Consider the following 25,258-nt stretch of genomic DNA (forward strand, 5'->3'; position numbering starts at 1 on the left):
CCGCGGCCCGGTAGACTCCCACTCTCGTGAGTCTCACCCTCGGAATCGTCGGCCTGCCCAACGTCGGCAAGTCGACCCTGTTCAACGCGCTGACCAAGAACGACGTGCTCGCTGCGAACTACCCGTTCGCCACCATCGAGCCCAACGTCGGCGTGGTCCCGCTGCCGGATCCGAGGCTGGACAAGCTGGCGGAGATCTTCGGATCGGCCCGGATCCTGCCCGCGACGGTGTCGTTCGTCGACATCGCGGGCATCGTGAAGGGTGCCTCCGAGGGCGCGGGCCTCGGCAACAAATTCCTCGCCAACATCCGCGAGGCCGACGCGATCTGCCAGGTCGTGCGCGTCTTCGCCGACGACGATGTGGTCCACGTCGACGGCCGGGTCGACCCGCTCGCGGACATCGAGATCATCGAGACCGAGCTGATCCTCGCCGACCTGCAGACCCTCGAGAAGGCGGTCCCCCGCCTGGAGAAGGAAGCCAAGGTCAAGAAGGACCGCAAACCGGTCTTCGACGCCGCGAAGGCCGCCCAGGAAATCCTGAACGACGGCACCACCCTCTTCGCCGCGCGCGACCGCGTGGATGCCGACCTGCTCCGCGAACTCTCCCTCCTCACCCTGAAGCCGTTCCTCTACGTCTTCAACGCCGACGAATCGGTCCTCACCGACGCCGCCCGGGTGGCCGAACTGACCGCCGCCGTGGCCCCCGCCGACGCCGTCTTCCTCGACGCCAAGGTCGAATCCGAACTCCTGGAACTGGACGACGAATCCGCCCTGGAACTCCTGGAATCCATCGGCCAGACCGAACCCGGCCTGCACGCCCTGGCCCGGGCCGGCTTCCACACCCTCGGCCTCCAGACCTACCTCACCGCAGGCCCCAAGGAAGCCCGAGCCTGGACCATCCACCAGGGCGACACGGCCCCCAAGGCCGCCGGCGTCATCCACACCGACTTCGAACGCGGCTTCATCAAGGCCGAAATCGTCTCCTACACCGACCTCGTCGCCACCGGCTCCATGACCGCCGCCCGCGCCGCGGGCAAGGTCCGCATGGAGGGCAAGGACTACACCATGGCCGACGGCGACGTGGTCGAGTTCCGCTTCAACGTCTAGCCGCGTTTCTTGCAACTACATGTTTGGGAGCCACTGTGTCCCGTACGCGAGTCCACAACCTCTTCGTCTCCTCGGACGGGTATGCCGCCGGCGATCACGTGACGTTCGAAGCGCCGATCGGTGGGGCAGGAGCGCTGTTCGGCAAGTTCGACGGACGCGTCATCCACGGCATTCACGGAATAGACGAACCGGTGACCGTGGACCGCGCCATGTTCAGCATGTGGGGCCAGGGTATCGGGGCGGAGATCATGGGTCGGCGCAAGTTCGGCCCGCAAGCGGGCGAATGGCCGGACGACGGCTGGACGGGATGGTGGGGAGACGCACCGCCCTTCCGCACCCCGGTCTTCGTTCTGACCCATTACCCGCACGCAACTCTCGAGTTCGACAACGGCACCAGTTTCCACTTCGTGGACGCCTCACCCGAGGAGGCGCTTCGCTTGGCGCACGATGCGGCCGGCGGGTTGGACGTCCGGATCGGCGGCGGGCCGTCCACCGTGAGCGAGTTCCTCCAGGCCGATCTCATTGATTTTCTGCACGTGTCGATCATTCCGATCGTGCTCGGTGCCGGTGTTCGGATCTGGGATCACCTCACCGGCCTGGAAGAGCGATTCAGTGTCGAGTCCATCAGCACAGCAAGCGGTCTGACGCATCAGCTGTGGAACCGGAACCGCAGCGAGTGAGAGCGCGGCGGTACCGGCTCATCGCCCCGTAGCAGCAAGGCAGATGATCGTGGATCACCTACTGCCGCAACCGTTTCAACGGACGCGACTGCGCGGCCCGGTACAGGCGGCCACACCAGTGGAGGAGTGGGCCGGCGAGGATGCCGGAGAGGCGGGTGTAGGGCCAGATGGCGATGAGGAGGGTGACGATCAGGCCGCGGAGTTGGTAGGGGACGGGGGCGGACTGCATGGCGGCGGGGTGCGGGTGCAGGGTGATCAGGGAGCGGAACCATTCGAAAAGTGTTCCGGCGGTGCGATATTCACCGAGGTAGGAGTCCGAGCCGAACTGGACCAGCAGGCCCGACAACAGGGCGAGGATCAGGACGGGGACGGTGAGGCGGTCGATCGGGGAGACCAGTGAGCGCTGGGTGCCCGCGATCATGTGCGGCACCGCGAGAAGTACCGCGCCGCTGATCGTCAGCGCCGAGCCGAGTACCTCGAACACGATGACCGTCATGTGGGCGGCGCCGTAGGGCTGGGAGTGCAACGCCGGGAACGACACCACGAGAAGGCGGGTGACGATGACGATCAGGATGCCGGACCGGAACAACGTGGCACCGGTTCCCTCGATCCGCGTGCCGGTTCCGCGCCGATCGGAACCGAAGCGGTCGTGTCGGAAGCGCCAGAAGTGGCCTGCCACGAACAGCGCAAATGCGCTGTAGGGCAGCACTACCCACAGGAAATACTTCATGGGGTTCTCTCCGTGTGCGGATGACGATTCACAGACTTGCAGACCGAGTGCTGATTGACAAGACAATCACGGAGGTTGCTCGGATATAGCTTTGCTCGTTACCGACCAGCCAGTCCGGACTGTGCGATGCCACGGACGAAGGTCTTCTGCGCCATCGCGTAGACCAGCAGCAACGGGGCCAGAGCGAGGAGGGCCGCGGCCATCAGCAGTGACCAATCCGTGTGGTATTGGCCCTGTAGTTGCACGAGTCCCAGGGTCGCGGTGGCGATCTCGGTGCGCTGGATCATCACCAGCGGCCACAGGAAATCGTTCCAGACCGTGATCCAGGTGAGCACCGCCAGCACCGTGACCGCCGAACGGGCGTGCGGCAGAAGAACTCTCCAATATATCTGCCAGGTCGTGCAGCCGTCCAGAATGGCGGCCTCCTCCAATTCCGCTGGAAGTGTGCGGAAGAACTGCCGCATCAGATAGGTACCGAAGGCGGAGCCGAACAGACCGGGCACAATCATCGCCCACGGCGTATCCACCCAGCCGAGGCTGCGCATCAACACGAACTGCGGGATGACCGTGACCGTCAGGGGCACCATCAGGGTCGCCAGGTAGGCCACGAACAGCGCCTCGCGACCGGGAAAACGCAAGCGGGCGAAGGCATATCCGGCCAGCGAGCAGAACAGCACCTGCCCGGCGGTGACGCAGGCCGCGTAACCGGCGGTGTTGAGCAGCATGCGACCCAGCGGCAGCACGCCGAAGACCCGGCCGTAGTTGGACCACTGCGGACGGTCCGGAATCGGATTCGGATCGCTCACCGCGCCTTCGCTTTTCAGCGAGGCCGCCAGTGCCCAGAGCAGGGGCGCGACGGCGCACCAGCCGATCACCACGAGCGCCGCGTACGCCAGCGCGCCGTGCCACAGGCGCCGGATCAGCTCCCGGCGCGCCCGGACCGCGATCACCCGAGGTCCTCGTCCCGGCGCGCCAGCCACAGCTGGAACAGGGTGAGCGCCAGCAGCAGCGCGAACATCACCCAGGCCAGTGCGGCCGCGTAACCGATCTCGTAGAAGCCGAAGGCGTTCTGGAACAACATGATCCCGAGCACATAGGTACCCGTCTCGGGGCCGCCGTTGCCGTCGGTGAGGGCGTAGGCCTGGTCGAAGGCCTGCACCGAATTGATCACCGTGATCACCAGGACGAACGACAGCGCCCCGCGGATCAGCGGCACGGTGACGGAGCGGAACCGCCGCCAGCGGCCGGCGCCATCGATCCGGGCGGCCTCGTACAGGTTCGCCGGAATACCCTGCATGGCGGCGAGCAGGACCACGGTGGCGAACGGCACGCTCCGCCAGACGGTGACGATACTCAGCGCGACCATGGCGGCGCTCGGATCACTCAGCCAGGCAACGGGTTTCAGCCCGAACAGCCGCAGCAGCAGGTTGACCGCACCGGCGTCGGTGGCGAACAGGAATCGCCACACCACCGCCATCGCCACGGTGGAGGCGACCAGCGGCAGGAATGCCAAGGTCCGGAACAGGCCGATGCCCGGCAACCGGCGGTTGAGCGCCGCGGCGGTCAGCAGACTGATCACCACCGTCGGCAGCAGGGTGAGGACGGTGAATTCCCCGGTGTTGCGCAGCGCCACATAGAACAACGGGTCGCCGAACAGCTGCCGATAATTGCCGAGCCCCGCGAATCGCATGGGCCGGAACAGATCCCACGAATGGAAGCTGAGATACAGCGAGAACCCGAGCGGGAACACCAGGAATATCAGCACGGAGGCCAGATTCGGGGCGACGAACAGCATTCCGGCCCGTGCCCGGTGCCGACGCAGCGCGGAAGAGGGACGGCGACCGGTCCGGTCGCCCGCCGCACCCACCGGCCCGCATCGGCCGGCGCACCCGGCGAGACTTCCCTCGGCGCAGACGCATTCGGTGCGCTCGGGTGCCGTGTCCACCGGCCCGCTCACCGCAGCCCGGTCGGCGCCCCGGGCCGGTGGCGGAACAGCCACGAATTCGGCGGCGTGGCTGCGAATGTCGATCGGGTCGCGCCGGACGGGGCCGCTCATGAGCGCGCTCCCAGCAGGGTGTCGATATCGGGCGCCGCGGCCGCCAGCGAGTCCGCGCTCGCCGCACCGCGCAACACCCGGTTGCAGTGCCGGGCCAGCAGCGCGTCCACCTTCCCCCACACCGGGGTGACCGCCAGCGGGCGGGAATGATCCGGCCCGTCGGTGAACACCGCCAGATTGCCGATCCGCCGGTGCGCCGCCGCGAAACCGGCCGAGCCCATGGCGGATCGGAGTACCGGTACGAACAGCCCGGATTCGGCGACGAGCGCCTGACCCTCCGGTCCGGTCGCGAATTTCACGAATTCCCAGGCAGTTTCGCGGTGCGGACTGTCCGCGGCGATGGCCAGGCCGGTGCAGCCGACGTCGGTGACCGCGGCGGGTCCGCCGTGCGGGCCGACCGGGAGCACGGTGACGTCGAAGTCGAGATCGTCGCGTCCGGCGAATTCCGAAAACAGCCAGTGCCCGCCCAGCAGCATGGCCGCGCGGCCGCGGGCGAACAGGTCCGGCGCGGCCATCGCCTGCCGGTCCGCGACGCTCGGCGCCACCCCGTGCCGCACCGCGAGATCGGCGTAGAACTGCATACCCGCCGCGAAGCGGGGATCACCCAGGTTCACCCGCTCCGGCCGTACCGCGGGGCTGAACCACGTTGCGCCGTTGTTCATTCCGAAGCAGGCGGCGGAGTAGTAGGGCACCCAGCCGTCCGCGAAACCCCAGTGCCGGATCCGGCCGTCGTGGTCGCGGCGCGTGGTGGCCTGTGCGGCAGCGAGGAATTCGTCGTAGGTCCAGGCGTCGGCCCAGCGGCCCGGCGGCCGGATTCCGGCCTCGGCGAACAGCTTCCGGTTGTAGTAGAGGAACACTCCCGACCACTGCTCCGGCAGCGCGTACTGCCCGCCGCCGTAGCCGAACGTGTCGTAGAGCGTCGAATACGACTCCGCGCGAAGCTGTTCCGCGTATTCCGGTTCGCGGTCCAGCAGCGTGCGCAGATCCAGCAGCACGCCGCGCTCGGCCAGGCCCGCGTACAGCAGCTCCCACGCCATCAGGACGTCCGGGCACCGGCCACCGGCACAGTAGGTCAGCATCTGCTGCATCGGGTCGGGGCCGGACATGATGATGCGGAGGCGAATTCCGGGATGCCGCGCGGCGAAGGCGTCGATGATCCGCAGGCGAGCCCGCGCCTCCTCCGGCCGGGCCTGGAAGAAGAAGGTGACCGCGTCGTCGGCCCCACCACCGCAGGCCGTCCCGAAAGTGGCGACGGCGGGTGCGGCGAGGGCCGACCGGAGCAGCGTGCGGCGGGGCAGTCGCGACGCCAACACATCTCCTTCCGCCGGAAAACCTGAGGCACGGGACAGGACGAGCGCGAACGCGGCGGAGCGGCGACACCATCGGCCCGGCCGCGGAACAGGTCCGGAGCTTACGGACCGCGCACACACCGCACCCGCCGACACGCGGGCCTGTCCGGCGTGCCCGAATTCGCGTGCCCGGCAGAGGTCGAGCGGCCGGCCCGAACGTGTCGATCAGCGGGTTCCGGCCAGCTCGCTCGGGTAGGCAACCCCTACCGGAGGGCAATGTTCAGACTTGCTTAAGTCGGACCAATGGGTTTTCGCGCTCGGTTACGGTGTGACCGATTTCCGCAGGACCACGCACGACCACCAGGAGAGTTGCTCGCCATGGCGACCATCGAATACCTCCGGACAGACCCCGACCTACCCCCCGTGGGGGTCGTGGATCGTTCCCCGCTGTCCCCGGCGAAGAAGGGCATCTTCCTCGTCGTCGCGATTCTCGGCGCCGCCGCCTGGGCCGTACTCGCGATCGCCCGCGGCGAGAACGTCAACGCCGTCTGGATCGTGCTGGCCGCGGTCTGCACCTACATCGTCGCGTACCAGTTCTATGCCCGGCTGATCGAATGGAAGATCACCAAGCCGGACGACCGGACCGCCACTCCGGCCGAGGAATTGGAGAACGGCAAGGACTACATGCCGATGGACCGGCGGGTCCTGTTCGGTCACCATTTCGCGGCCATCGCCGGCGCCGGACCGCTGGTCGGGCCCGTCCTCGCCGCCCAGATGGGATATCTGCCGGGCACGATCTGGATCGTCGTCGGCGTGGTCCTGGCCGGCGCGGTACAGGACTACATGGTGTTGTGGGCCTCGGTGAAACGCCGCGGCCGCTCCCTCGGGCAGATGGCCCGCGACGAGCTGGGTGTGGTCGGCGGCATCGCGGCCCTGATCGCGGTACTGGTCATCATGGTGATCCTGCTGGCGGTGCTCGGCATCGTCGTGGTGCAGGCGCTGGCGGCCACCACCGGCCCGGACGGCAAGTTGCACGGCGGCAGCCCGTGGGGTGTCTTCTCGATCGCGATGACCATCCCGCTGGCCATCCTGATGGGTCTCTATCTGCGCTTCGTCCGGCCGGGCAAGGTCGGGGAGATCTCGATCGCCGGCTTCGTACTGTTGCTGCTGATCATCATCTCCGGCCGCTGGGTCGGCGATTCCGGTTGGGGCCGTGACCTTTTCACCATGTCCGGCACCACCATCTCCTGGATCCTCATCGTCTACGGCTTCATCGCCTCGGTGCTCCCGGTGTGGCTGCTGCTGGCGCCGCGCGACTATCTGTCGACCTTCATGAAGATCGGCACCATCGTGCTGCTCGCGGTCAGCGTCGTCGTCACCGCGCCGGTGCTGCACGCGCCCGCGATCTCCCAGTTCGCCGGCAATTCCAACGGTCCGGCCTTCGCGGGCAGTCTGTTCCCGTTCCTGTTCATCACGATCGCCTGTGGTGCGCTGTCCGGATTCCACTCGCTGGTCTCCTCGGGTACCACGCCGAAGCTGCTCCAGAAGCAGTCGCAGGCGCGCATGATCGGCTACGGCGGCATGCTGATGGAATCCTTCGTCGCGGTCATGGCGATCATCGCCGCCTCGATCCTGGACCAGCACCTCTACTTCGCGATCAACAGCGGCGGCCTCACCACCGCGCAGGCCGCGGCGGACAAGGTGAATGCCCTGGGCCTGGGCGGCAATCCGATCAGCGCGGCCCAGCTCGACCAGGCCGCCAAGGATGTCGGCGAGACGGCCATCTACTCGCGCACCGGCGGCGCACCCACCCTCGCGGTCGGCATGTCGGAGGTCATGCAGCGATTGATCGGCGGATCCGGGCTCAAGTCGTTCTGGTACCACTTCGCGATCATGTTCGAGGCGCTGTTCATCCTCACCACCATCGACGCCGGCACCCGGGTGGCCCGATTCATGTTGTCGGACACGCTGGGCAACCTCGGCGGCCCGCTGCGCCGCTTCAAGGATCCGTCGTGGCGGCCGGGCGCCTGGCTGTGCGCGGCGATCGTGGTCGCGGGCTGGGGTTCGGTGCTGCTGATGGGTGTCACCGATCCGCTGGGCGGTATCTACACGCTGTATCCGCTGTTCGGCATCTCCAACCAGCTGCTGGCCGCGGTCGCGCTGACCGTCGTCCTCGTGATCGTGGTGAAGAAGGGCCTGGTGAAATGGGCGTGGATCCCGGCGCTGCCACTGGCGTGGGATCTGATCGTCACGATGACGGCGTCCTGGCAGAAGATCTTCTCGCACGATCCGAAGCTGGGCTACTGGAAACTGCACTCGGACACCATCGCCAAGCGTGACGCGTTCCTCGCCGCACGCGACGCGCATCAACTTCCCAAGGGCGTCACCAGTTTCCCGGCCCTGGACAAGCAGATCTCCGATTTCGGCAAGATCATTCGCAACACCTATATCCAGGGCACCCTGTCGATCGTCTTCGCGGTGCTGGTGTTGCTGGTCGCGGTGGTCGGCGTGATCGTCTGCGTCCGGGCCCTGCGCCAGGGCGGCGGACCCACCACCGAGACACCGGAGGTGCCGTCGAAGATCTTCGGTCCCACCGGATTCGCCACCACCGAGACCGAGAAGGAAGTGCAACAGGAATGGGACGAGCTGGCGCGGGCCGGCAAGGTCCGGATTCCGGGGGCGGCACACGCCCTGGCCGTGGATTGACTCCCGTGCCGACGAACGCCGCGCGGTCCGATGCGCTCGGCGGTCCCCTCCGGACCGTCGTGCGCGCGGGCCGCGCGCTCGCGTCGTACCTCAACGCGGTCCTGGGCGGCCAGGATTATGCCCGATACGTCGAGCATCTCCGGCGCAACCATCCAGAATGTCCGATACCCACCGAACGCGAATACTGGCGCGAGCGTCATGACGCGGCAGATCGCAATCCGGTCAACCGCTGCTGCTGATCCCACCGAGCTCTCCGGCGCGGTAATCAGCACACAAATAGCTATCTGATTGATAGCAAAAACGAATGATATTCGAACGATAGGACCCGGGACAGATGACTGAATACCGCTAGCGCTCGGGCGCTGAGACTGACATGGTGGACTGCGTGAGTGCGAACGGTCTGGACTTCGAGCGCTGTTACCGTGCTGTAGCGACCCGTGACGCCCGATTCGACGGGCAGTTCGTCACAGCGGTGCGCACGACCGGGATCTACTGTCGGCCATCCTGTCCTGCTATCACTCCGAAACGCTCGAACGTCACGTTCCTACCCACGGCGGCCGCCGCCCAGCAGAGTGGGTTCCGGGCGTGCCGCCGCTGCCTCCCCGACGCCGCCCCCGGTTCCCCGCTGTGGAACACCCGCGCCGACCTCGCCGCCCGGGCGATGCGGCTGATCGCCGACGGCGTGATCGAGCGCGGCGGCGTACCCGCGCTCGCCGACGCCCTCGGCTATTCGCAACGGCAGCTGACCCGGGTGCTGTCCGCGGAACTCGGCGCCGGACCGCTGGCCCTGGCCCGCGCCCACCGCGCCCACACCGCCCGCCTGCTGATCCAGACCACGCGAATGCCGATGTCCGACATCGCCTTCGCGGCCGGCTTCGCCAGCATCCGGCAGTTCAACGACACCGTGCGCGAGGTGTTCGCGGTCAGCCCGACCACCCTGCGCGAGGAGTCGCGCCGACTACGCGGCGACGCCATCCCCAACGGCAACGGCCCGACCGTGAACGGCCTGCTGACGCTGCGCCTGCCCTACCGGGAGCCGCTGGACCGCTCGTGGCTCGAGTGGTTCCTGTCCGCGCACGCGGTACCCGGCCTGGAGCAGTGGGAGGACGGCACCTACACCCGGGCCCTGCGCACCCCGCACGGTTATGCGACGGTCCGGCTGCAGGTCCTGCCCGGCCACGTCCGCGCCGGCCTGACCCTGCACGACATGCGCGACCTCGCGCCGACGGTGGCACGGCTGCGGCACCTGCTCGACCTGGACGCCGATCCGGTCGGTATCGACGACGCCCTCGACGCCGGAAATCGCCGCGGCCGCATGCCCTTCAGCCCCGGCATCCGGGTGCCGGGCTGCTTCGACGGCCCGGAGTTGTTGCTGCGCACCATGATCGGCCAGCAGATCTCCGTCTCGGCGGCGACCACCCACACCGCCCGCCTGGTGGAAACCCTCGGCGACCCCATCCCCGGCCCGATGCCGTACCTGTTCCCCTCCGCCGAGACCATCGCCGAACGCGGCGCCGACGTACTGACCGGCCCGACCCGACGCACCGCCTCGATCATCAACGTCGCCCGCGCCCTCGCCTCCGGCGACCTGGTCCTGCACTCCGGCCGCACCGCCGCCGACATCCGCCGCGACCTGCTCGCCCTGGACGGTGTCGGCCCCTGGACCGCCGACTACGTGACGATGCGACTGCTCGCCGACCCCGACATCCTGCTGCACACCGACCTGGTGGTCCGCCGCGGCGCCGCCCTGTTCGGCATCGACCTCGCCGACACCGGCCGCTGGGCCCCCTGGCGCTCCTACCTGTCCATGCACATGTGGAAGCGTGCCCTGGCCGAACGCACCGCCCCCGCCCGCCTCGGCGCCCCCGCCATGATGAACCGCGGCATGCCCTTGGCCGCCCGCCGCTGACGGACGGCGTCGACCGGCAACAAGGGAGTCGCTCGTCCCCTGATCGAGCGAATTCCGTTCCGGTGCAAGCTGTTCGGATCGACGGTCGACCGGGATGTCGGCGGCCGCCGATAGTGTGGCCTGATGCACGATCAAGCAATCCTCGATGTGCTCGCGACGGATGCCGATCTTGCGGAGGTGATCTGGCAGGTATGCCGGTTCACGCCGGTCCGGGCGCGCAATGGGATGGACGAAGACTACCGACTCACCTCCGGCCTGCCGCTGACCTCGGTGGCGGGCGACTACACCGGCGGCTCGTTCTTCCTCTGCGGCGAACCCGCACCGATCCGTCCGGTGCTCTATGCCTCTTCCGAGGGGTCGGCAGGCGTGATCGGGTACGGCCTCACCGAGGCGCTCGAGATCATGAGCGGCCTACCCTCATGGCACGACTGCTTGTCGTTCTCCGGGGGCGGAAACATCGAGGTCATGCGGGCCACGCTCGTATCCCAATTGCGCGCCGGTCCAGCGGCCTCCGCGGCAGGCGAGAACTGGGAATCGGCCACCCGCACACTGTCGTTCGACTTCGCCCCGCCCGAGATGCTGCTGCGCCGGCTGCACGCCGCCATGTGGACCACCAGCCCCGGCTATGAGTTGCTCTGCGATGGAAAGCCGTTCGAGCCGACGTTGTTCGGTCCACTGGACCGGCCCCGGATGAGCGCACCACCCCGACCGTGAGATGCCGACGCCGCCGCGAACATCCGAGCGGACGGCGGAGTCGGTGCCGCGCCGCTGTCGGCGGGTCGCCGGGTGAATGCGGCCCGGGTGAATTCGGCAATGCAGAGCCATGATTCGGTCGGTCGGCTCGGTGCAGTGTCCGTCGCGGACGGCCGACATGGCAGATGTCCCTCACGAACAGCCGACGTGGCCGACGCCCCTCGCAAACGACCGACGTGACGGATACCCATCCCGAGGGGCCGATGTGGCCGAAGCTCCTCACGAGCGGCCGACGTGACGGACACCCCTCACGAGCGGCCAGCGTGGCGGACGCCCCTCACGAGCGACCGACGTGGCGGCCCCCCTCACGAGCGCCGACGTGGCGGACGCCGCTCACGAGCGGCCAGCGTGGCGGACGCCCCCTCACTAGCAGCCGACCCCTCGTAAGCGGCCAGCATGGCGGACACCTCTCGCAAGCGGCCAACCTGGCCGACGCCCATCCCGAGCGACCAGCATGGCGGACGCCCCTCACGACCACGCACGGCCCGCGCGACGACGCCGCGGACGGCCCCCCGCGGCCAGCGTGGCGGAAACCCCTCGCAAGCGACCGACACGGCTTATGCCCATCCCGAGCAGCCAGCATGGCCGAAACCCATTCCGAGCGGCCGACGTGGCGGTTCAAGCGACCGTGGCGTGTAGGTGGGATCCGGTGGGGGTTCGTACCACGTGCAGGCGGCTGGGGATGCGTTGCCGCATCTCGTCGACGTGGCTGACGATGCCGACCACCCGTCCGCCGGAACGTAATTCGTCCAGGACGCCCATGACCGCGTCGAGGGTGTCGGCGTCGAGGCTGCCGAAGCCCTCGTCGATGAACAGTGTGTCCAGGACCAGGCCGCCCGATTCCGCGGCCACCACGTCGGCCAGTCCGAGCGCCAGAGCCAGTGAGGCCATGAAGGTTTCGCCGCCGGACAGGGTTTTCGCCGGGCGGATCGCTCCGGTGTAGTCGTCGCGGATGTCCAGGCCCAGGCCACCGCGGCGGCCGTGCGAGCCGGCGGCGTCGCTGTGCACGAATTCGTAACGGCCGCCGGACATCCGGCGCAGGCGGACCGATCCGGCCAGCGCCACTTCCTCCAGCCGCGCGGCGAGTACATAGGAGCGCAACGACATTCGCCGGTTGTTCTCCCCACGACCGGCGACCACCTCCGCGAGTCCGGCCAGTTCGTCGTGTGCGCGCTGCATCGGGGCGATGCGGTCCACCGCGGCCCACAGTTGGCCGCCGAGATCCTCCAGCAGGGTCACCCGTCGGGCCGCCTCCGCATGGCCTGCGACGGCAGTGTCCAGCGCCGCGCGAGTTCGCACGACCAGTGCCTCCGCAGTTTCCGGGTCGCCCGGTACCGCCGTGGCGGCGGCCTGGATGTCCGGCTCCGCCAGCACTGCCTCGGCGTAGGCGCGGGTGCGGTCGGCGGCGGCCAGCTCCGCATCGATCACCGTCTGCTGCTGCGGGGTTCGAGTGGCCGCGTCGACCACCCCCGCGTGGCTGCTCAGTACGGCGTAATCGGGTTCGCTCGCGCCGGCTGCCACCACAGTGCCGGGCCCGGTGATCAGGCCGGATGCGCGTCCGAGCTGTTCCACCCGGCGTGCCGCCGTCAGCAGTTGGTCCCGTGCGGTCGCCGATTCGGCACGGGCCTCGCGCAGTTCCGAGGCTTCCCGGACCAGCGCCTCCAGCCGGGCTCGCCGCCGCTCCACGGTGCCGTCGGCTCCGGCGGCGAGCCGCAGTCGCTCGGTGAGTTCGGCCGAACGCCGATCCGCCGCCACGATTCCGGCGGCGACCGCCGTTGCCCGGCCTTCCAGTTCGCGCAGCTCATCCTGCAGCCGTGTTTCCTCGCTGCGCAGGCGGGCCAGTGCGACGGTCAGATCGTCGGTGCGTGCGGCCGCGGCCCGCGCCGCATCGTGGCGTTGCGTGATGTCGGTCAGCGTGACGGCCAGTTCCGCTCGGTCGACGTCGCCGCCGCGCTCCACCAGCACCTCGATCTGCCGTGCCAGATCGGTACTGCGCGCCAGGGCACGATCGCGTGCACCCTCCGCGGCCCGTTCGGCCGCCACGGCTCTTTCCTCGTCCTCCTTGGTCGCCGTGGTCGCCGCCGTGCTCGCCGGGGCCGGATGCTCCAGCGAACCGCATACGGCACAAGGCATTCCGTCGTCGAGCGCGCCGGCCAGCTCCGCGGCCATGCCCGCGAGCCGCCGTTCCCGGACATCGAGTGTGCGTTCCCGGGCGTCCACATGCGCTACCCGTGCGGCCTCGTACTCGGCGCGAGCCGGCTCCGATTGCGCTCGGCGCTCGACCAATTCGATCGCGGCCCGCGCGGCGGTGCGCAACCGTTCGCTCTCCGCCGACAACCCGGGCAGCGCCGCCAGCGCGTCCGAGGACTCCCGCAGCCGCGTCTCGGCCGTCCGGATCTCCTCCGGCAACTGCGCGTGTCGCTGACCACACCGCTCCAGCCGCGCGGCGACTTTCCCCTGCTCCCCGCGCAATTCGGCCAGTTCCCGGGCCAGCCGTTCCGCCGACTCTGCGTCGGCCCGCACCTCGTCCAGGGCCCCGATCTGCGCGGACCAACGGGCAATGGCCACCACCAACCCGGAGGTCCGCTCCCCCACCGGTTCCGAACCGGCTTCGGCCGCAATCGGGTCACCCGAACCGTCGGACGCCTCGCCCAGCGCGGACTTCTCGGCCGTGTCTCGCATCGACGCCGAAACGTCGATTGCGTCAAGCTCCGGTCGGGGCACATCATCCGAAATCCGTTCGGCACCCGCCTCGCCCGGAACTCCCGACTCGACCGGCACACGTTGCCCGGCCACTGTGGATCCCGCGGTCCCGACAAGCTCCGAATCGGTTGCGGCACCTCGCAGTTCACCGTGCAAGTTCGCCTTCACCCCGGCCGACTCCGACGAGTCACCGGTCCCGCCCGCCGAGGACAAGTCACCGGAGTCGCTCGCAGATGCCGAATCACCGGCCTCACCCACCGCCGCCGAGTCACCGGTCTCGCTGACCGCTGCATCGACCAGGACGGCATCCATGGCGAACAGGCCGGGCTCGTCATCGCTGGGTTCCCAGAGAAGAGCAGCCTCGTCGACTCGACGAGGCCGGTCGTCGGCGGTGCGCCGAGCGTTCTTCCGGCCGCGTGCGGCCTTCTTGCGCCCCGCCGGGGGCTGCTCGCCCGGATCGACTTCCTGCGAAACCATCTGTGGCGCAGCAGAATTACGATCGATCTCATCGATCGCGACCGAGAACAGTTCGAGTTCGATCACGCCGGAAGAAGCCTCCGGCGAGCGCACACCCTGGGTGAGCGTCGTCCGATCGTCCGTCGAGCCATCTGATGCGCCGGACGAAACATCTTTGTGCACAGAAGGTTTCGGAGGGATTCCGAGATCATGCCCCTGCGCGGGCCTGGAGTCCTCGGCTGACGAGTCGCCGACCGCACTCGCAAGCCCTGGGCTCTCAACGGACGAGTCGCCAGCCGAAAAGGCAAGTTCGGAGTTCTCGGCGGACAAATTGCCGACCTCACTCGCAAGCCCGGAGCCATCGATGGGCGAGGCACCAGCCGAACTCGCAAGTCCAGAGTCTTCGACGGACGAGTCGCCGACCGAACTCACAAGGCCAAGGTCCGCTACAGACGAGGCGCCAGCCGAACTGGCAAGCCTGGAGCCTTCGACGGATGAGTCCTCGACCGCACTCGCAAGTCCGGAGCCCTCGACGGACGAGTTGTCGACCGGATCCGCCACCTCGACAGTGCTCACATCGAGCGTGCGCACTTCTGCGGACCCGGACTCGACCGGCGGGTTCTGTCCTTTCGAAAGCTCTTTGCGTTCACCGTGTTTCGAGTGGTCGCCGCTCTGTCGAACAAGCGCGGTGTCGGCGGCGGTGACGAGAACAGCAGATCTCGTTCCCGCGCCGACAGCGGACGTCGTGTCCCGCTCGGCCCGGAGGTCCGTGCTCGCCGATTCCGCGGTGACGAGAGCGGTGAGGTCCGGGGCCAGCTCGGTGCCCGCGAGTTCGTTCGCCGCCAGATCTGCTGCGGCCCATGATGTTCCGGCGAGTTCGGCGCTCGGCGGTTCGAGCAGGCGGGTGGCGAGGGTTTCGGCGCGGGTGCGGGTCTCGTCGGTGCGCCGGCGATGGGTCACCGCGGCGGTGCGGGCGTCGCCGAGAGCGGTGGCCACGGGTTCGGCGCGGCGCGCCCGATCCAGTTCGTCTCGCAGCGCGGTGTGGTGTGGTGTGGCGGCGCGATGCGTTTCGAGTTGGGTGCGGGCGGCGGTGAGGCGGCGGTGCAGGTCGTGCAGGCGGCGTTGTTCCTCGGCGGCGGTCTGGGCCCGGCTCGACTCGGCTTGGCAGCGTTCGAGTTCCGTCGCGGCGGTGGCGACCGTGGTGCGCGCGGTGTCCAGGAGTTGCTGTGACCAGTCGACCGACTCGAGCGGGCCGACGGTTTCGGTCGCGCTCAGGCCCGCGGCGACACCGACCTGGGCTACCAACCGGTCGATGTGTTGGCGGTGGGTCTCCACCTCGGCGCCGCTCTCCCGCCGCCGATTCGCGAGCCACTGTTCGGCGGTGCCGAAACGTTCGGTGTCGAACAGCTTTTCCAGCAGGCGTTCGCGATCCTCGTTGTCCGAGCGCAGGAATCGGGCGAAATCGCCCTGCGGCAACAGCACCACCTGGAAGAACTGATCGGCGCTCATGCCGAGCAGGCGGTTCACCTCGTCACCGATGTCCGGGATCCGGGACAGGTGCGGCCCGCGGCCGTCGAGCCATTCCAGTGTGGCGGTGGCGTTCTCGTCGGTCCAGCCGGTGCCGCGCTTCTTGGGACGCCGGAATTCCGGGGTGCGGATCAGCCGCAAGCGCCGACCGCCGAGCGTCGCCTCCAGCGACACCCGGGGAGGCGTCTGCGCGTCGGCATGATCGGAGTGCAGCCGCTTGCTCTCTCCGCGGGCCCCGGGCACGCGACCGTACAACGCGAAGGCTATGGCATCCAGCACCGTCGTCTTGCCCGCACCGGTCTGCCCGTGCAACAGGAACAGTCCGTCCGCGCCGAGTTCGTCGAAATCGACGATCGAGGTCTCGGCGAACGGGCCGAATGCCGTCATCTCCAGCCGATGCAGCCTCACGCGCGCCCACCCGTGGCGCCGCCGCCACTCGGACCCGCCACTATGGAGCGGTCCGCGCCTGCCGCGTCGGGCTCCCGGCCGCTCATGCCGTCAGCCCTTCGACCAGAGCGGTGGCGGCCACCGCCTCGGTGGCGCGCTCGGCGGTGGCGGTGGCGAGCGCGCGTTCCAGCCACCGCATCTCGCCGGGGGTGGGTGTGCCGCGGACGTCGGTGAGGAAGCTGTGCGCCACTTCGCTGTCGCGGCGGCCGTGCACGCGCTCGCGGTAGCGCAGTTCCGGATTGCCCTCCGGCCGTGACCATTCCACGTGTACGGCGTGCGGGAAGCGTTCGCGCAGCCGGCGCAAGCCGTCGACCGGGCGCGCATGGTCGGTGAGCTGTGCGGAGACGTAGTGGTCCTCGGCCTCGGCGTGGCCGGGATCGGTGAGCAGCCGGTCGAGTTCGCCGGTGAGCTGGGTCAGTCCGCGCACCCGCGGAATCTCGTGCCGCACCACTTCTTTCAGACCGTCGCCGTCCAGATCCAGCACCCACACCGCCTTCCGGTGCGAACGCTCGCCGAACGAGTACGGCAGCGGGGAACCGCTGTAGCGCACCGACTCCGACAGCACCTGCGGCGAATGCAGGTGTCCCAGGGCCACATAGTCGATGCCGTCGAAGGCGCCGAGCGGCACCGTCTCCACGCCGCCGACCGAGATGGACCGCTCCGAACCGGTCGCCTCGCCGCCGACCACGAAGGCGTGCGCGAGGATCACCGACCGCGGATTGCCACGGCGGTCGAGGTCGGCCCGGATCCGGGTCATGGCCGCCGCCAGGATGTCCGCATGCGAGCGAGCCTGCGGCACCTGCAGTTCCACCCGGGTGATCTCCGGTTCCAGATACGGGATGCCGTAACAGGCGATCTCGCCGAACTCGTCGGACAGCAGCACCGGCCGGTCGACATCCGCCACCGTGGTGCGCAGATGCAGCCCGCCCGCCGCCGCGAAACTGCCCAGCGCGCCGAGCCGGGTCGGCGAATCGTGATTGCCGGAGGTGGCGACGATCACCGCGCCCGCCGCGCGGATCGCCTCGAAACCCCGATTGCACACGGCGATCGCCTCCGCGCCGGGAATCGACCGGTCGTACACGTCACCGGGCACGAGTACGACATCGACCCGCTGCTCGGCCACGATCTCGGCGAGGTACTCCAGCGAACGTGCCTGGTCCACAAGCAGATCCACGCCGTGGAAGGTACGGCCGATATGCCAGTCCGACGTGTGCAGCATCCGCATGCCGCGAAACCGTAGGCGATGGCACCGACAAATTCGAAACCGGCACTCCGCGCTGTCCCAATTACGACCCCGATTACGATGCCCGCTCCGCGCCACCGGTTTCGGCGGGCACCGCGTGTCGACGCCCGAGGGTTGCCGGGTTGCCGGAACTTGTCGGAGGCATGGGGCACTATCTGCACCCATGACCGCACCGATGCTGTTCGCGCTGCTGTTGGTGTTCGCTGCCGGGCTGGGGCTCGGGTGGCTGGGCCATGCCGCGCGGGCGGGGCAACGGGCGGCGGTCGCCGAGGCCCGGTTGTCGGCGCTGCGGGACAACGAACAGGTGCTGCGGCAGTCGCTGAGTGCGGCCGGGGAGGATGCGGCGCGGCGCAACGCGCTCGCGGTCGGCGGGCTGGTGGATCCGCTGCGCGAGGCGCTGGGGGCGCTGGACCATCAGCTGCGGCGGGTCGAGCACAACCGGATCGACGCGTATTCGGGCCTGCGCGAACAGGTCGCGGGTATGCAGCAGATCTCCCATCAGCTGTCAGTGCAGACCGGGCAGCTGGTGTCGGCGCTGCGGGCGCCGCAGGTCCGTGGCCGCTGGGGGGAGATCCAGTTGGAGCGCGTCGTCGAACTCGCGGGCATGTCCCGGCACTGCGATTTCGACACCCAGGTCACTCGTGCGGGCCGCGATGCGGGTGTGCGGCCGGATCTGGTGGTGCGGTTGGCCGGCGAGCGGCAGATCGTGGTCGACGCCAAGGTGCCGCTGACCGCCTACCTCGATGCCACGGGCTGCGAGGATCCGCGGGCGCGCACCGACCATCTCGCCCGGCACGCCAAACATCTGCGCGGCCATGTGGATCAGCTGTCCGACAAGAACTACTGGGCGGCCTTCGAACAATCTCCGGAATTCGTGGTGCTTTTCGTGCCGGGCGACCCGTTCCTGGACGCGGCGCTCACCGCCGATGCGGGCCTGTTGGAGTACGCCTTCGGCCGGAATGTGATCCTCGCTACTCCGACCACCCTCATCGCATTACTGCGCACGGTTGCCTACGGCTGGCGGCAGGAGGCCCTTTCGCGCGATGTGGCAACAATTCAGCAACTGGGCCGGGAGCTGTATGCGCGGCTGAATACCACCGGCAGCCATCTGGATCGGCTGGGTGCGCAGCTGGGAAAGGCAGTGGAAGCGTTCAATCAGACGGTGGCGACGGTGGAATCCCGCGTCATGGTCACCGCCCGCCGGTTGCACGACCTCGATATCGGCGACCGCGAGGTGACGGCGATCCGGCATATCGAGTCGTGGCCGCGCGCGGTGGCCGTTGCCGAAACCAGAGATCAACCAGCAGATCCGCCCGGCCTCGACGCACGGTCGGGCCGCTAACGATAGTGTGCTTTACGTGGCAGCTATCCAACGCGAGCGATCCGGGGTGCCCGCATCGCACCGCTCGATCATTCCGGCGGTGCCCGGCCTGCCGGCCGGGGCGGCGGTTCTGGTCGCGGTGTTCTGCACACTCGTGGGCTTCTTTCTCGATGCCGGAAGCCACCGCAAGGAACTGAGCGGAATGTTCGCCGGCTGCTATATCGCCGGCTGCCTGCTGACCGCGCTCGTGGTGCGTTATCGCGGCCTGTTCACCGCCATGGTGACGCCCCCGCTGCTGCTGTTCGTGGCGGTCCCGCTCGCCTACCAGCAACTGGTCGGCCACGGTTCCACCTCGAAGAAGGACATCATCCTCAATCTGGCCATCCCACTGGTGAATCGCTTCCCGCTGATGGCGCTGGCCACCGTGCTGACCCTGGCGGTGGGCGGCGTGCGGGTGCTGCTGTATCGGCGCGACACGCCGCGGGCCGGTGCCGGACGGGCTCGCAAGAGCACCACGACCCGCCCCCGGGCCGGCGCGGGCGGCGGCCGCTCCGAGCGTGCCCGGGCCGCGGCGGGCGGTGCCGGTGCCGGTACGAGTACCGGTCGGCGCCGGGCGCGTACCGGCTCGACGGAGGCGGGAGCGGCGAAAACGAGCCGGCGCGGCAGTGCCGAACGGAGCTCGGAGCGGACAACACGAGTCAATCCCGGTGCCGGTTACCCCCGGACCACCGACCGACCGGCGGCCGATCGCAACGCCCCGGAGCGGGGGGCCGCCGGTGAGCCGCCGCAACGCCGCAGCCGTGCCCAGCCCAGCGGCGATGTCCCACCGCACCCGCGTCCGAACGTCCGCTATCGCGACGCCGGTCGGGTCGACCGCTGACGGACCGGGTTCCGGACGCGCGAACGTCCACCCGCTGCGACGCCTGCCCGCGCCGGCTCACCGACTTTCCCTGCCCCATCCCCACACCCGACTGATCGACCGGCAACCTCCGGGCGTTACGGGCCGTGGGGAACGTCAGTTGCGTGCGGCGCGCAGTTCCCGCGGCAGGGCGAACACCAGGGTCTCGTTGGCGGTGGTGACCGGCTGCACGTCGGCGTAACCGTGCTCGGCGAGCAGATCCAGAACCCCGCGGACCAGGATCTCCGGCACCGAGGCGCCGGAGGTGACGCCGACCGAGCGCACTCCCTCGAACCAGGCCGGATCCACCTCGCGAGCGAAGTCGACCAGATGAGCGGCCCCGGCGCCGGCGCCGAGCGCGACCTCGACCAGGCGCTTGGAGTTGGAGGAGTTGCGCGAGCCGACCACGATCACCAGATCGCATTCGGGAGCCATCGCCTTCACCGCGATCTGCCGGTTCTGGGTGGCGTAGCAGATGTCGTCGCTGGGCGGGTCCTGCAGCTTCGGGAAGCGCTCGCGCAACCGCTGCACGGTCTCCATGGTCTCGTCGACCGAGAGTGTGGTCTGCGACAGCCAGATCACCTTGTTCTCGTCGCGGACGGTGACATTCGCCACGGCATCCGGACCGTCGACCAGCTGGACGTGATCGGGCGCCTCACCCGCGGTGCCCTCCACCTCCTCGTGACCCTCGTGGCCGATGAGCAGGATGTCGAAATCGTCGCGGGCGAACCGCTTCGCCTCCTGGTGCACCTTGGTGACCAGCGGACAGGTGGCGTCGATGGTGTGCAGATTGCGGACCGCCGCCGCCTCGTGCACCGCCGGCGAGACACCGTGCGCGGAGAACACCACGACCGCGCCCTCCGGCACCTCGCCGGTGTCGTCGACGAAGACGACGCCGCGGTCGCGCAGCGTCTCCACGACGTGGCGGTTGTGCACGATCTCCTTGCGCACGTAGATGGGTGCGCCGTGCTTCTCGAGCGCGCGCTCCACCGTCTCCACCGCGCGGTCGACGCCCGCGCAGTATCCGCGCGGCTCGGCGAGCAGGACCCGCTTCGCGGAGCCGACCGAGGTCGAACCCGCCGAGCGGGTGATTCCGACGTTCAAGGGGATTGCCGAGGACATGCCCACAGCTTACGTGCGCACCACGGAACACACTCGGCCCGGTCGCGAACGCATTCCCCGTGGTCGGGCGTGGCAAGGTACAGTGTCGCGGCCCGCTGCGATGTCGTCGGCCGACCGCGGCGCGGTTAGCCTTAGGGCATGTTCCGACCGCCGTTCATCGCCCGGGTCGCTGCGGGGGCCGCTGTCTACGCCCTCGAGGAAACCCGCCGATTACCAAGCGTGGCACTGAGTTTGCCGATCACCGCCGTCAGCCGGGTGTTGCAGACGACGATGCGCGCGCAGCAGTTCGTCACCACCCTGGCCCTCAAGGGTGACACCGTTTTCGAGCGTCTCAGCGTCAACGGCGCCGAGCAGCCGGAATGGGCCACCTTCGACGAGGATGCCGGAGACGACAGCGCCGTCACCACGGCCGAACCTGTCCGTCGCAGTCGTTTCGACCTCTATTCGGCAGATCCCGAGTCCGAGGCCGACCCGGACTTCGAGACCGGCCGGAGCGCCGCCGACACGAATGGTGACGCGGCCGACGACACTCCCGGCGCATCCCTCGATCCGGAACCCCGCGGCGCCGACGGCAGCGCGTCGGTCACCGCGGCCGGGCCGCGAGCGGACGCACCCGAGGTCGTCGCGCGCTACGACTACGACATCATGACGCTGGCCCAGTTGCGGGCCCGGTTGCGCATGCTGGACGTCGAGGAGCTGGCGGCACTGCTGGACTACGAGCAGCGCACGCTGGATCGCGCGCCGTTCGTGACCATGCTGACCAACCGGATCGCCACCGTGACGGCGCAGTGACCGATACCGATGCCCCGGCGGGCGGCGCGGGACAGCGGCCCGCCGATACCGGTCGGCCGCCCAATTCGGCGGACAATCCGTGGCCGGTACGTTCCCTCGCGATCAAGGTCGCCCAGTGGATCGACCGGCTCGGCAGCGTCTGGGTCGAGGGACAGATCACCCAGATCTCGCTGCGGCCCGGCGCGCGCACCGCGTTCCTGGTGTTGCGCGATCCGGCGGCGGACATGTCCCTGTCGGTCAGCTGCGAGGCGGATCTGCTGCGGCGGTCGGCGGTGCCGCTGCAGGAGGGCACCCGGGTCGTGGTGTACGGGAAATTCGGCTATTTCACCGGCCGCGGCACGATCTCGTTGCGCGTCACCGAGATTCGGCCCGTCGGTATCGGGGAACTGCTCGCGCGCATCGAGCGGCTGAAGGCGCTGCTGGCGGCCGAGGGACTGTTCGATCCCCGTCTGAAGCGGCCGATCCCGTTCCTGCCGGGGACGATCGGGCTGATCACCGGCCGCGCGAGCGCCGCGGAACGAGATGTGCTGACCGTGGCCCGGCAGCGCTGGCCCGCGGTGCGATTCGAGGTGCGCAACACCGCCGTCCAGGGCCCGACCGCGGTGCAGCAGATCCTGGACGCGCTGGCGGAGCTGGATCGCGACCCGCACGTGGACGTGATCGTGCTGGCCCGCGGCGGCGGCAGCGTCGAGGATCTGCTGCCGTTCTCCGACGAAACCCTGTGCCGCGCCATCGTTTCCGCGACCACCCCGATCGTCAGCGCGATCGGGCACGAACCGGACAACCCGTTGTCCGACTACGTGGCCGATCTGCGCGCGGCGACCCCCACCGACGCGGCCAAGCGCATCGTCCCCGATGCGGCGGCCGAGCTGGCACTGGTCCAGGATCTGCGGGACCGTTCGGCGGCGGCGCTGCGCGGCTGGGTGTCGCGCGAGTCGCGGGCCCTGCAGCAACTGCGGTCGCGGCCGGTGCTCGCCGATCCGCTGCGGATGCTGGATCAGCGCTACGACGAGGCCGAACGGCTGCGCGCGGCGACCCGCCGGGCGATCGACCATGCCCTCGCCGCCGAGTCGACGACCACCCGCCATCTGCGCGAGAAGCTCACGGCGGTCGGCCCCGCCGCTACTCTCGCTCGCGGATACGCTGTGGTACAACGAGTTTCGGGCCAGGAACGGCACGTGATCCACGTCGTCGCCGACGCTCCCCCCGGCAGCCAGCTGCGCATCCGGGTCGCCGACGGCGCGGTGACCGCCGCCACCCTCGGCGGGCAACTGCTCGCCCCCACCGACCGATCGAAGGAGCCGTCCGATGACCGACAGTGATCTCGCCGAAATCGCCGGCTTCGGCTACGAACGCGCCCGCGACGAACTGGTCAGCGTGGTGAAGATGCTGGAACAGGGCGGCATGGACCTCGACGACGCGCTGGCGCTGTGGGAACGCGGCGAGGCCCTGGCCAACCGCTGCGAGGAACACCTCGCCGGGGCCCGCCGCCGCGTGGAGGATGCGCTCACCCGCCGCGACACCGACAACGAATGAGGTTGCGGCACTCGTCAGGCCGCGACCCAGCTCAGGGTTCGCAACAACCGGCTGTGGACGATCCGCCACGGGTCCGGGCCGAGGTCGTGTTCCGCGAGCATCTCCACCATCCGCACGACCTGCAATGCCCGAATACGCGGCAGCAGAGCGGGTTCCGACGGGTCGATACCCGCGCCGTCGAGGAAGGCGGGCCAGGCGGCGGCGAAGGAGTCGGCCTGCGCGAAACTCACCGACCAGGCCCACCAGGCGATGTCGTACAGCGGGTCGGCTCGCCGCACCTCGTCGAAATCCAGTACGCCGCCGACTCGTTCGCCGTCGGCCAGGATGTTGCCGGGCACGAAATCCCCGTGCGCCAGCACGGTCGGGCGGCCCTCGAACAGGTCCGGCAGATCGCCCAGGACCGCCTGTAATTCGCCGTACTCGGCGGGACCCAGGGTGGGCAGCAGGCATTCCGCCCAGGCGTCGGCGCGGGCCGCGAGGAATCGCGGCCGGGTCCACGTTTCGTCGAGATTCAGGTCATCGCACGGCAATTCGGCGAAATCGGACAGCATCGCGCCCATTTCCCACGCGAGCACCGGGAATCGCGGACTGTCCAGTTCGTCGGTGACGGGTACTCCGGGCAGCGCCTCGAACACGGCCCAGGTCGGATCCGCTTCGGGGCTCGACCTGGTGATACGGGGCATCGCGATGCCCTCGCCGGCGGCCCGCGCCCGCAGCGCGGCGGCGAGCCATTCGTGTCGCCGGACATCCGCTCGCCGATAGTGCCGACGCAATACGACCCGGCGCCCGTCCGCGAGCGCCAGCAGATCGGTGCGACTGCGAAACCCGGATTCCGTCGGCGCCGCACCGACGATCCGGCGCCCGAGCAGCACCTCCAACCAACCGAACTCCCCACGATTCACTCGCAGAGAGTATCTTTCGCCCGACCACCCCACAGCCACTCGGTCAGATTGCCTCGAGATTGCTGTTACTCGTTTCGGGACCGATCGGCACCGGCGGGAAGGATCCCGGCCGGCGCCGCGACCCGGCGGCCTCACAACCCAGCGGCAGCGCGACCGTCCTCGATCGCGGCGAAGCGCTCGGTCGCCAGATCCCGGAAACGCTGGGCCGACAACGGAAGATAGGCGCCCTCCCGCCAGTACAGCGATAACGTGCGGCTACAGTCCGGCGCGTCGACGTGCAGCCAGACCACCCGCGGTCCGAGGGACGGCCGGGCCATCGCGGGCAGCAGCCCGACTCCGAGTCCGAGCGCGACCAGCCCGCGCAGGGACGCCGGATCGTCTCCCTCACAAGCGATCACGGGCCGGTGACCGGTCGGAGCGAACAGCCGGTCCAGCAGCGCGCGCGGCCAGTAGTCCGGTCCGGTGGTGACGAACGGCTCGGAGATCAACTCCGACACCGGGACTCGCCGCCGCCGCGCGAGCCGATGTCCGGGCGGCACCGCGAGCAGCACCTCCTCGGTGATCAGATCCCGGCCCGCCACCCCGGGCCGATCCAGATGCTGGGACAACACCGCGAGATCCACCGTGCCCGCCTGCAACCGGGTCGCCGTCTCCTCCGGTGAACACTGCGACAATCGCACGGCCACACCGGGATACGCGGTCAGATAGCTGCCGAGCACGGTCCGCAGCACGGCCAGATTCTCGGCGGCGACCACCACCGAGCCGCAGCCGCTGCCGGCCAGATCGGCCAATTCGGTGCGGGCGTCGTCGAGTTCGCCGAGCGCCCGGTCGACCCGCGCCAGGAAAGCGGCGCCGAAGCGGTTGAGCCGGATCCCGCGGCCCTGCCGGTCGAACAGCGGCACGCCGAGATCGGCCTCCAGCCGGGCGATGGTCCGGCTCAGCGAGGGCTGTGCGACCCGCAACTGCTCCGCGGCCCGGCCGAGGTGTTCGGTGCGGGCGACGGTGCGGAAGTAGCGCAATTGCAGCAGATCCATATTCATAACTCTAGAGGCATCGGTTCATAGCACTTTTGGTCATGGACG

20 protein-coding genes are annotated in these 25,258 nt (G+C 69.2%); 11 read left to right on the forward strand and 9 right to left on the reverse strand.

What is annotated here, in order from left to right:
- The first annotated feature begins 26 nt into the window (after positions 1–26).
- Positions 27–1,106: a redox-regulated ATPase YchF gene (ychF, locus tag G361_RS0122300; RefSeq protein ID WP_019929337.1), complete on the forward strand. Its 1,080-nt coding sequence runs from the start codon at positions 27–29 to the stop codon at positions 1,104–1,106.
- A 35-nt stretch (positions 1,107–1,141) separates the two neighbouring features.
- Positions 1,142–1,786: a dihydrofolate reductase family protein gene (locus tag G361_RS0122305; RefSeq protein ID WP_026343360.1), complete on the forward strand. Its 645-nt coding sequence runs from the start codon at positions 1,142–1,144 to the stop codon at positions 1,784–1,786.
- Between the two features lie 58 nt (positions 1,787–1,844).
- Here G361_RS0122305 and G361_RS0122310 read toward each other — a convergent pair whose 3' ends face one another.
- The 4 genes from G361_RS0122310 to G361_RS0122325 all read right to left on the reverse strand — a co-directional run bounded on the left by G361_RS0122310 (position 1,845) and on the right by G361_RS0122325 (position 5,885).
- Positions 1,845–2,516, reverse strand: coding sequence for a respiratory nitrate reductase subunit gamma (locus G361_RS0122310; RefSeq protein ID WP_019929339.1), 672 nt, complete (start codon positions 2,514–2,516; stop codon positions 1,845–1,847).
- A 98-nt stretch (positions 2,517–2,614) separates the two neighbouring features.
- Positions 2,615–3,466 carry an ABC transporter permease subunit gene (locus tag G361_RS0122315; RefSeq protein WP_019929340.1) on the reverse strand — a complete coding sequence of 284 codons (852 nt, stop codon included), beginning with the start codon at positions 3,464–3,466 and terminating at the stop codon, positions 2,615–2,617.
- Complete coding sequence (locus G361_RS0122320; protein ID WP_155981740.1) at positions 3,463–4,311, reverse strand: carbohydrate ABC transporter permease; 849 nt, start codon at positions 4,309–4,311, stop codon at positions 3,463–3,465. Before G361_RS0122320 ends, G361_RS0122315 begins: the two co-directional genes overlap by 4 nt.
- Before the next feature lie 257 nt (positions 4,312–4,568).
- Positions 4,569–5,885: a sugar ABC transporter substrate-binding protein gene (locus G361_RS0122325; protein WP_019929342.1), complete on the reverse strand. Its 1,317-nt coding sequence runs from the start codon at positions 5,883–5,885 to the stop codon at positions 4,569–4,571.
- A 354-nt stretch (positions 5,886–6,239) separates the two neighbouring features.
- Between G361_RS0122325 and G361_RS0122330 the strand changes: the two genes are divergently transcribed.
- The 4 genes from G361_RS0122330 to G361_RS44465 all read left to right on the forward strand — a co-directional run bounded on the left by G361_RS0122330 (position 6,240) and on the right by G361_RS44465 (position 11,190).
- Complete coding sequence (locus G361_RS0122330) at positions 6,240–8,567, forward strand: carbon starvation CstA family protein (RefSeq protein ID WP_026343363.1); 2,328 nt, start codon at positions 6,240–6,242, stop codon at positions 8,565–8,567.
- Between the two features lie 5 nt (positions 8,568–8,572).
- Positions 8,573–8,806: a YbdD/YjiX family protein gene (locus tag G361_RS51085; RefSeq protein ID WP_019929344.1), complete on the forward strand. Its 234-nt coding sequence runs from the start codon at positions 8,573–8,575 to the stop codon at positions 8,804–8,806.
- 134 nt (positions 8,807–8,940) lie between these two features.
- On the forward strand, positions 8,941–10,476 hold the full coding sequence (locus G361_RS44460; RefSeq protein ID WP_063711818.1) for an AlkA N-terminal domain-containing protein: 1,536 nt from the start codon (positions 8,941–8,943) through the stop codon (positions 10,474–10,476).
- Positions 10,477–10,623: 147 nt separating this feature from the next.
- On the forward strand, positions 10,624–11,190 hold the full coding sequence (locus G361_RS44465; RefSeq protein WP_196814526.1) for a hypothetical protein: 567 nt from the start codon (positions 10,624–10,626) through the stop codon (positions 11,188–11,190).
- Positions 11,191–11,847: 657 nt separating this feature from the next.
- On the opposite strand, the gene G361_RS51090 is transcribed toward G361_RS44465, so the two are convergent.
- Positions 11,848–16,323 (reverse strand): AAA family ATPase, encoded by a 4,476-nt coding sequence (locus G361_RS51090; protein ID WP_019929347.1) that lies wholly within the window; start codon positions 16,321–16,323, stop codon positions 11,848–11,850.
- Between the two features lie 82 nt (positions 16,324–16,405).
- Positions 16,406–17,587 (reverse strand): exonuclease SbcCD subunit D, encoded by a 1,182-nt coding sequence (locus tag G361_RS0122355; RefSeq protein ID WP_019929348.1) that lies wholly within the window; start codon positions 17,585–17,587, stop codon positions 16,406–16,408.
- A gap of 181 nt (positions 17,588–17,768) precedes the next feature.
- Here G361_RS0122355 and G361_RS0122360 point away from each other — a divergent pair, with 181 nt between their 5' ends.
- Positions 17,769–18,947, forward strand: coding sequence for a DNA recombination protein RmuC (locus tag G361_RS0122360; protein ID WP_019929349.1), 1,179 nt, complete (start codon positions 17,769–17,771; stop codon positions 18,945–18,947).
- Positions 18,948–18,963: 16 nt separating this feature from the next.
- Complete coding sequence (locus G361_RS0122365) at positions 18,964–19,806, forward strand: DUF6542 domain-containing protein (protein ID WP_026343365.1); 843 nt, start codon at positions 18,964–18,966, stop codon at positions 19,804–19,806.
- Positions 19,807–19,941: 135 nt separating this feature from the next.
- Here the strand turns inward: G361_RS0122365 and G361_RS0122370 are convergent, their stop codons facing one another.
- Positions 19,942–20,946, reverse strand: coding sequence for a 4-hydroxy-3-methylbut-2-enyl diphosphate reductase (locus tag G361_RS0122370; RefSeq protein WP_026343366.1), 1,005 nt, complete (start codon positions 20,944–20,946; stop codon positions 19,942–19,944).
- Positions 20,947–21,084: 138 nt separating this feature from the next.
- Here G361_RS0122370 and G361_RS0122375 point away from each other — a divergent pair, with 138 nt between their 5' ends.
- Genes G361_RS0122375 through G361_RS0122385 form a run of 3 tightly spaced genes read left to right on the forward strand, consistent with a single transcriptional unit; the run spans position 21,085 to position 23,274 of the window.
- Positions 21,085–21,738, forward strand: coding sequence for a lipid droplet-associated protein (locus tag G361_RS0122375; protein ID WP_019929352.1), 654 nt, complete (start codon positions 21,085–21,087; stop codon positions 21,736–21,738).
- Positions 21,735–23,060 carry an exodeoxyribonuclease VII large subunit gene (xseA, locus tag G361_RS0122380; RefSeq protein WP_019929353.1) on the forward strand — a complete coding sequence of 442 codons (1,326 nt, stop codon included), beginning with the start codon at positions 21,735–21,737 and terminating at the stop codon, positions 23,058–23,060. The genes G361_RS0122375 and xseA overlap by 4 nt, the downstream gene beginning before the upstream one ends.
- The gene (locus tag G361_RS0122385) at positions 23,047–23,274 is read left to right on the forward strand and encodes an exodeoxyribonuclease VII small subunit (RefSeq protein ID WP_019929354.1); all 228 of its coding nucleotides are present in this window, start codon (positions 23,047–23,049) and stop codon (positions 23,272–23,274) included. The genes xseA and G361_RS0122385 overlap by 14 nt, the downstream gene beginning before the upstream one ends.
- Positions 23,275–23,288: 14 nt before the next feature.
- On the opposite strand, the gene G361_RS0122390 is transcribed toward G361_RS0122385, so the two are convergent.
- Together G361_RS0122390 and G361_RS0122395 are read right to left on the reverse strand one after the other, a co-directional pair.
- On the reverse strand, positions 23,289–24,176 hold the full coding sequence (locus tag G361_RS0122390; protein WP_196814527.1) for a phosphotransferase enzyme family protein: 888 nt from the start codon (positions 24,174–24,176) through the stop codon (positions 23,289–23,291).
- 131 nt (positions 24,177–24,307) lie between these two features.
- On the reverse strand, positions 24,308–25,210 hold the full coding sequence (locus tag G361_RS0122395; RefSeq protein ID WP_019929356.1) for a LysR family transcriptional regulator: 903 nt from the start codon (positions 25,208–25,210) through the stop codon (positions 24,308–24,310).
- Positions 25,211–25,258 lie beyond the last annotated feature (48 nt).

The sequence above is a fragment of the Nocardia sp. BMG111209 genome, assembly GCF_000381925.1.
Classification (GTDB): domain Bacteria; phylum Actinomycetota; class Actinomycetes; order Mycobacteriales; family Mycobacteriaceae; genus Nocardia.

Coding starts and splice junctions, on each gene's coding strand:
- G361_RS0122360 (WP_019929349.1), top strand. CDS start 17,769: ATGACCGCACCGATGCTGTTCGCGCTGCTGTTGGTGTTCGCTGCCGGG.
- G361_RS44460 (WP_063711818.1), top strand. CDS start 8,941: ATGGTGGACTGCGTGAGTGCGAACGGTCTGGACTTCGAGCGCTGTTAC.
- G361_RS0122370 (WP_026343366.1), bottom strand. CDS start 20,946: ATGTCCTCGGCAATCCCCTTGAACGTCGGAATCACCCGCTCGGCGGGT.
- G361_RS0122310 (WP_019929339.1), bottom strand. CDS start 2,516: ATGAAGTATTTCCTGTGGGTAGTGCTGCCCTACAGCGCATTTGCGCTG.
- G361_RS0122385 (WP_019929354.1), top strand. CDS start 23,047: ATGACCGACAGTGATCTCGCCGAAATCGCCGGCTTCGGCTACGAACGC.
- G361_RS0122355 (WP_019929348.1), bottom strand. CDS start 17,587: ATGCGGATGCTGCACACGTCGGACTGGCATATCGGCCGTACCTTCCAC.
- G361_RS0122395 (WP_019929356.1), bottom strand. CDS start 25,210: ATGGATCTGCTGCAATTGCGCTACTTCCGCACCGTCGCCCGCACCGAA.
- G361_RS0122320 (WP_155981740.1), bottom strand. CDS start 4,311: ATGCTGTTCGTCGCCCCGAATCTGGCCTCCGTGCTGATATTCCTGGTG.
- G361_RS0122375 (WP_019929352.1), top strand. CDS start 21,085: ATGTTCCGACCGCCGTTCATCGCCCGGGTCGCTGCGGGGGCCGCTGTC.
- G361_RS0122330 (WP_026343363.1), top strand. CDS start 6,240: ATGGCGACCATCGAATACCTCCGGACAGACCCCGACCTACCCCCCGTG.